This window comes from Thermococcus sp. (assembly GCF_026991495.1).
Taxonomy (GTDB): Archaea; Methanobacteriota_B; Thermococci; order Thermococcales; family Thermococcaceae; genus Thermococcus.
In genome coordinates, this window is sequence record NZ_JALXBJ010000028.1 from 1 (window position 1) to 7,624 (window position 7,624).

Genomic DNA, 7,624 nt, shown 5'->3' on the forward strand with positions numbered 1-7,624 from the left:
TACTCACCAACGAGACCGCGAGTAAGAGCATAACCATAAAGAACGTCGGCTTCGAGACGCTGAGGAATGTTACGGTTGAGAGCTCCCTTGAGTGGGTTAAGGTGACGAGCAACTTCACCCAGCTCGCCCCAAAGGAAGCCGAGAGCATAGCCCTTTACATAGCACCGCCCTCGAACCTGACCGGAACCTTCGAGGGGAGCATAAGGATAAGCGCCTCCAACCACCGCGACCTCGTAATCCCGCTCAGGATCACTGTAACGCCGAACGCTACCGGAACCCTTACCGTCATAGCGATGGATCCCAACGCGACGAGGCTGGCTGGAGCGCACGTTACGCTCTACAATGGCTACGCCCACTTCGAGGGCGATACGGATGAGAACGGCACGGTAACGTTCACCGACGTTCCAATCGGCGATTACACCCTCTTCGTCTCGGAGGAGAGCCACTACACGGTGAGCAGGACTGTAACCGTCGAGGCCGGCGTTGAAAAGAACGTGAGCGTTGTGCTGATGCCCTCGATTCTGAAGGTCGAGTGGGAGGTCGTTCCGGTAACGATACAGGACGTCTACGTAATCAAACACGAGATAGGCTACTCCACTCACGTCCCGGCGCCCGAGATAAGGAGCTACGGCGGCGACATGGAGGTCTATGTGGACTACGAGAAGCTCGCAGAGGCCGGCTTTGTGGAGTTTCACGGCCAGCTGATAGTTACGAACACCCACCCCTACGTCTCGGTCTTCAACGTCACCTTTGAGAGCAGTGGGAGCCACTACATTGACGTGGAGTTCGCGGTCAGCAGGATAGACGAGCTCAAGCCTGGTGAGAGCGTTGTCGTTCCCTACGTCGTGAGGGTCTACTACAAGCGCTCGCCGCCCATAAAGCCCTGCTTCCACGAGACCAAGACCTTCTACCTCAAGGCCGGCGTTGTGTGTGTTGAAGAGGCTGGAAAGATAACCCTGAGGGCCCAGAAGGTTCACCAGATAGTCGTCAAGCCGACCTGCGACGGCTGCTGGAAGTCCCTGGCACTGCTGGCGGGCAAAACGGCCTTCCTCTTCCTCGGAAATAAGGTGGGGGATGTTCTCGGCAAGATAGACGACACCAACGTCGCCAACACCATTGCGGGAGAGGCCCTGGGCAACCTTGAGAACATATACGACGCCTACGCCCAGATGGTCATGAACCCGACGTCCGGGAACATAGAGAACTTCGTCAAGACGTTCAACGCCGGGAAGGACAACCTGGCGGACATACTATCGGCGCCCCTCGCCTCAAATCCGGCAGTCTACTGGGCGGTTAGGCGTGAGCTAGCCTCTTACCAGCTCGCGGTCGTTAAGGACTCCAGTGGCAGGGTAACTGGCTTTGCAGTCTCGACGACCACCGCCCCGACCTACGTTTACGGCATGGGTGCGGTCTCGACGACCAACGGACAGGTGAAGGTGGACTGGAATAAAGCGGCTTCGATAGCAAACAACCTGGTCTCGCCGGTGGTTTCAAAGCTCGGCGTCGTTGGGGCGGGCCTTACAAACGGCCTCAGCCTTATAAACCTCATAGACAAGATGGTGGAGGACCTGACGCCCTACATTGCCCAGGCCGGCATAAACTGCGGCCTCTGCCTCATCCACAACGACTGCACGCCCAAGACAGAAGAGGAGCCAAAACCGCCACAGCTCATCCGCTACGGCTCCTTCGGTGGCTACAGCGGTGAGGGCTCCCTCGGAGGAGGCGGAGGCAGTGGAGAGGCCAGCGTCGGCAGGTTCACCTGTGAGGGTCTGCCAACGGTTCACAAGAAGACCTCCGGCAGCTCCAGCGGTAGTTCAGGTCTGTCCTGTCCATCCTGCTCTGCCCAGGCCTTCGGCAACGCGGGAAGCGTGGCAGGAGGGAGGGTATGCGAGGTCGTCCCGCTGGGCACACCGGGCGGAACCGTGAAGCCCCTGCAGGGCGGGGATAATCCGAGCAACACACTGCACATGTGCGTTGACCTGATCCTGACCATCGAGCAGAGGCTCACCTTCGAGAGGCAGGCCTTCAGGGCCTCGCTGAAGTTCACGAACACCAACGGCAACTACGGCCTCAGCGACATCAACGTCAGCGTGCTCTTCTTCGACAGCGAGGGCAACCCGGCCAACGACAAGTTCTTCGTCAGGCTGGATGAAGAGAGCGGTTTAGCCGGCGACACACTGCCGCCTCAGGGGCAGGCAAAAATGAGGTGGCTCATAATCCCGAAGGTAGGCGCGGCCGAGGAGTTCAGGACGCGCTACTACGTTATGGCCAACATAACCGCCAAAGTGGGCAACACGACGCTCGTCTACGAGACCTGGCCCGCTTTAATAGAGGTCGAGCCGGTTCCGCAGCTTGAACTCGACTACGTCATTCCGCCAAAGGTCTATGGAGATAACCCTTACACGCCCGAGAAGGAGCCGCCTATACCGTTCGTCTTCGGCGTCAGGGTGAGGAACGTCGGTTATGGCATAGCCAAGAACCTGCGCATAGCATCGGCCCAGCCGAAGATCGAGAGGGCCAGCTATCCGGGAGTTTACATCGACTTCAGAATCCTCGGGACGCTCGTGAACGGCAGGAAGGCCCCGAACAGCCTCACCATTGACTTCGGCGACTTAAAGCCAGGCGAAAGCTCCACAGCTGCCTGGATAATGAGCGTTGAGGTAACCGGCGACTTCACCTACTACAACGCCACCTTCAGGCACAGCGACGAGCTCGGCGGTAACGAGACCTCGCTGATTAAGGAAGTCAGAACGCACTTCCTATTTAAAGCGTTCAACGACACCGCAAAAGACGACGGCATGCTCGACTTCCTGCTCGATGACGACGGGGATGGAGTGCCGGAGGAGATACTCGACTCCAGCGGAGAGGACTACGCCGTCCTGCCGGTCAACTTCACGAAGGAAACTGGAATGGGCTTCGCCAGAATAACCCCGCTCATGAGAAGCCCGGACTGGATTTACATGAGCGTTCCTGTGACCGGTTACACGAGAGCCGTCAGGAGCGACGGGAAGGAACCGGTGGCCCAGTGGATTGACGACGGAAAACTGCACATCCTCGACCTCGGAACGGCAGAATTCTACGTCCTGAGGAGCAACAGGAAGCCTGTGCCGGTGATAAGCTACAAAGGGCCGATTATGGTTAACACAACGGTGAGCTTTGACGCTTCACTGAGCTACGACCCGGATGGAAAGGTTGTGAGGTACCTCTGGCGCATCGGCAACGAGAGCCTTGAAGGAGCGAAGCTCAACTACACCTTTACCAAGCCGGGACTCTACAACGTCACCCTGACCGTTTGGGACGACGAGGGGGCCAGCTCTTCAAAGGCAGAGGAGGTAAGGGTCTACGGCGGAACTTCCTTTGCAGCCAGCCTGAGCGTGAGCCCCGAGTGGGGTGTTGCTCCCTTCAACGTTTCAGCTTACCTCAACGTCACCAACGTCGGGGACTCCCCCGGCCTCTACAACGCCACCCTCTACCTCGATGGCAGGGCCATAGCCTGGAACGCCTCGACAATTGGGCCCGGCGAGAGCAGGGTCTTCGCCTTTACCCTTGAGATAAACGAGACCGGGGAGCACACCGTTGAGGTCAACAACCTGAGCGCGGTCGTTAAAGCTTATCTCAACGTGAGCATCGCTAAAAACGAGAGCTACACCTTTACCAGGGACTTCGGCTTCTACAACACCACCTCGTGGGAGCCCTTCAGGGAGGACTTCGGGAGCTGGAGCTCGGGGATTCTCTCCTCGATAAACGTCTCCACTGCCGGACTTGATGAGGTGCTCGGCATAACCACTGGCAACTGGAGTCTCTTAAGGTGGAGCGAGAGCCTTGACTACCGGAACTCCACGGGCCGGATTAACGCGACCTACGCGAGGAACGCGACGGTTATCGGAATAGCGGGCTTCAACTACACGACGCTCCACATTACCCAGGTTGTCAGCCTCTTCGCCAACGCGAGCAAGGAGGTCGATGTTACCCCGCCGGTTCTCGAAGTCTCACCGGGGAGCGGGATTTATGGAGAGATGTCGACCTTCAACGTTACCGCCTGCGACGAGACCAACGTTACCGTTTGGGGAAGCGCTGGAAACGAGAGCAGGGACTTCACAAAGCTCTGGGAGAACTCTACCTGCTCCATCTGGAGCGGGAGCCTACCGTTAAAGCCCGGCAACAACACCGTCGTTATACACGCGGTTGACGACTTCGGGAACACCGCCAACCTGAGCCTCTGGGTCTATCTCAACCCGAGCGCGCCGGCGATCAACATCCAGAGCCCGGTCGAGGGAGTCTACGACTCAGGAGAAATCTGGGTCAACTACACAGTCCTCGACAGTGACCTCCTCGGTGTGAGGGCCTACCTCGACGGCTCGCTCCTCTCAAGCGAGGCCAACCACTCCGAAATGGTCACCCTCGGCTACGGCTGGCACAACCTCACCGTTTACGCTTGGGATGTTAGCTACAACGTCAGCAAGAGCATCATCTTCAGGGTGAACGAGCCTCCCGAGGTCGACTTCACTTGGAGCGCCGACTACCTGACGGTAAACTTCACGGCGATCGCCAGCGACCCCGATGGGATCTCGCGCTACCTCTGGGACTTCGGTGATGGAGGGACTGCCGAAGGGCCCAACCCGGTTCACATTTACGCCCGCGGAGGACTCTACAACGTCACCCTGACGGTATGGGACGCCCACAACCTGAGCGCCAGCGTTACAAAGGTCATTGAGGTCTTCGCCAACGTAAGCCTTGCTAAAAACGAGAGCTACACCTTTACCAGGGACTTCGGCTTCTACAACACCACCTCGTGGGAGCCCTTCAGGGAGGACTTCGGGAGCTGGAGTGCCGAAGTGCTTTCCTCGATAAACGTCTCAAGGGAAGGATTTGACGAGGTCTTCAGCGTGAGCGTTGGGAACTGGAGCCTCCTAAGCAGGAGAGAGAACCTGACCATCGGCTCGCGGACGGGCTGGATCAAAGCGACCTACGCGAGGGTGGCAATCATAAGGGGGATCATTGACCACAACGTGACGACGCTCCACCTCACCCAGCTCGCCAGCCTCTTCGCCAGCGCGGGCCACGTCCCCGACTCGGAGCCACCGGAGATAAGGATACTCTATCCAACGGCCACCATATACGACACGAACGTTACGGAAGTGAAGGTCAACGTAACCGATGAATCCGGTATAGCCTGGGTGAGGGCCGAGATAGACGGTATGTCCTACAGTCTAACGCCTGCCGGAGGGCTCTGGACGGTCAATGTGAGCATAGGCGACGGGAGGCACGAGCTCACCGTCACCGCCGCGGACGTCTGGGGCAACGTCGGGAAAGCGGGTCTTAACTTCACCGTTAACACGAGCGTCAGGGTCATCAGGTTCAACGGAACCACCGTGGTCGTCGTCCCCGGGAAAGCCGAGACAAACGTGAGCGTCGAGAACGGAGGGCTCGAAGTGGAGTGGAAGTACGGGAACGCGGGCTTCTCGGAGCTCTTCTCTACCATGCCGGAGGTGAGGATAGACGAGGGACCGCACGGGAAGCCGTGGGGCATGCTAAGGGCCGGAACCTCTGTGAGGCTCGACCGCTGGAACCAGGGGAAGATCGTCGTCGGGAACTGGGTTTACAGGAGGGCCTACGCGAGGCTCAGCGTGAACGGAAGCGGCTACGCGGTGGTAATGGTGCCGAGGAAGGGCCTCAACGTCCTCAGCGTCTCCCTGAGGGTGGACGGCAGGAGGCTGTCACTCGGGAGGAGGGGAGACACCCACTACGGAATCGCGGGGGACTACGTCTACATCGTCCTCAGGGGCGTCCATGGGAGGGCCATAATAGAGGTGCACTTAGCCGGAGGCGCGGAGAAGCTGCCAGTGCCGCCCAACGAAAGGCCCCTCGCCCCAATACGAGCCGTGGAGGGACTGGACGAGGAGGAAAGGAGGAAGCCGCCGGAACACTGATTCCTTTGAATTTTCTCAGGAAAGCCCTCCACGGCGAAGGGGGGGCCGTTCCAGGGGTAGAAAACCTTTGGTTTGAGATTCTTTTTTAACTTCCCCTTCCCAATTTTCATTGGTGCTTATGAGGGTCGTTATCGTTGGAAACGGACCCGGGGGAGTTGAGCTCGCCAAAGCTCTCTCCGGGGAGTTTGAGGTCACGATAATCGAGAGGGAAAAACTGCCCTACTACAACAAGCCGATGCTGAGCCACTACATAGCCGGCTTTCTGCCCGAGGAAAAGCTCTTCCCACTTCCGATGGACTGGTACGGGAGGAAAGGGATTGATTTGCACCTCGGAACCAGCGCCCTTCTCATAGACAGGGCGAGGAACGTCCTCATGACTTCAGGGGGCGAGTTCCCCTACGGCATCTTAGTTCTGGCCACGGGAGCGAGGGCGAGGGAACCCGTCGTTCCGGGGAAGGAATATCTACTCACCCTGAGGACACTAAGCGATGCCAAGAGGATAAGGGAAGGGCTGGAGGAAGAGGGGGAGATGCTGACCTCCTCCCCGCCGTGAACGGCGAGGGTTCCAACGAGGAACCCCCTAACCCAAGGGCGGAGAGGTTCGAGGGGTCTCATTAAAACCCGCTAAAAAGCGGGTCTTCGACCCCTCTGGCCCGGTCTTAGGCCAATTACCCCTCCTCTGAGCGTAAAACCCGCTCAGACTCGGGGTTATCGTTTTTGCCACCTTCTTCAAGATATTGAAAGCACCAACCAAGTCAGCATTAAACACAAGCCCCGTCACGGGACACTTAAACAAACCACGAACAAAACGAGCCCCCTCGTGGGGCTTCCCGCAAACGGGACAAGTTTTCGAAGTGAAAGCCTCATCAACGACTTCAACGAGGATACCATACTCTCCCGCAACTTCCCTGAGTCGCTGAATCACCGTGTTAAACCGCCACACGTGGGAGAGGAGAAAATTCTGCCTCGCTCCCTTATCAGAGTTTCTACTGATGCCCTTGGGATAACCAACGACAATTCTGCTAACGCCCAATTGATAAAGCCTTTCGAGGGTTTGCCTTACCGCCGTGTTAATGTAGTGCCTCGCTTGGAGTTTAGCCTTCTCGTGCAGTCTTCTGAGTTTCCTACTCGTTCTTGCTCCACTCTTGTTGAGTTTTGACTGGTAGTCAGCGATGACCTTCCTAAAGTAGAAGTCAATGGCTTTCAACGGTCTTCCATTCACGAGAAAGCTTTCACCGTTCTCGACATAAACGGCCATTAAATTATTCACTCCCAAGTCAATTCCCGCTGAAAGGTTGCCCAAAGGCTGTCTTGGAACGCTTACCCATTCACCATTGATTAGCTTCTCCTCCACCGTGATGCTAACGTGAGCGAACCATTTTCGCTTAACGGGGTCGTAAGTTATTTCTAATCTTCCTTGCTTGCCCTTCAAGTGTATTCTGCCTTTAAACTGGATTTCTAATCGTTTGAATTTTCCAAGGCCTTTGAGGATTAGCTTATTCCCATTAATCTTGTATTGGTCGTTTCTAAGGACGATTAATGGCCTCCGTTTTCCATTGTTCTTCAAATAGTTTGGTGGTTTGGGTTTGAACCATTCTGGTAGTTCTCTGTTCCTCTTGTTCCTTAAGAGTGAGAAGAAGCTCCTCCAAGCTTCGGCGTTCTTCCTACAAATTTGCTGAACGGTTGCGGAACCG

3 protein-coding genes are annotated in these 7,624 nt (G+C 57.0%); 2 read left to right on the forward strand and 1 reads right to left on the reverse strand.

The genetic code is table 11. From position 1 onward, the window contains the following. The first annotated feature begins 101 nt into the window (after positions 1 to 101). Both MVB78_RS03735 and MVB78_RS03740 read left to right on the forward strand, forming a co-directional pair. A complete protein-coding gene (locus MVB78_RS03735; RefSeq protein ID WP_297488004.1) occupies positions 102 to 5,930 on the forward strand; it encodes a PKD domain-containing protein in 5,829 nt (1,942 codons plus the stop codon). Positions 5,931 to 6,048: 118 nt separating this feature from the next. Continuing rightward, positions 6,049 to 6,483: an FAD-dependent oxidoreductase gene (locus tag MVB78_RS03740; RefSeq protein WP_367270990.1), complete on the forward strand. Its 435-nt coding sequence runs from the start codon at positions 6,049 to 6,051 to the stop codon at positions 6,481 to 6,483. Positions 6,484 to 6,510: 27 nt separating this feature from the next. Here the strand turns inward: MVB78_RS03740 and MVB78_RS03745 are convergent. Beyond that, positions 6,511 to 7,624: transposase (locus MVB78_RS03745; RefSeq protein WP_297488007.1), on the reverse strand; the 1,114-nt coding region annotated here is incomplete at its 5' end.

Excerpts from the sequence above, each read along its gene's own strand:
- MVB78_RS03740 (WP_367270990.1), top strand. The coding sequence starts at position 6,049 with ATGAGGGTCGTTATCGTTGGAAACGGACCCGGGGGAGTTGAGCTCGCC.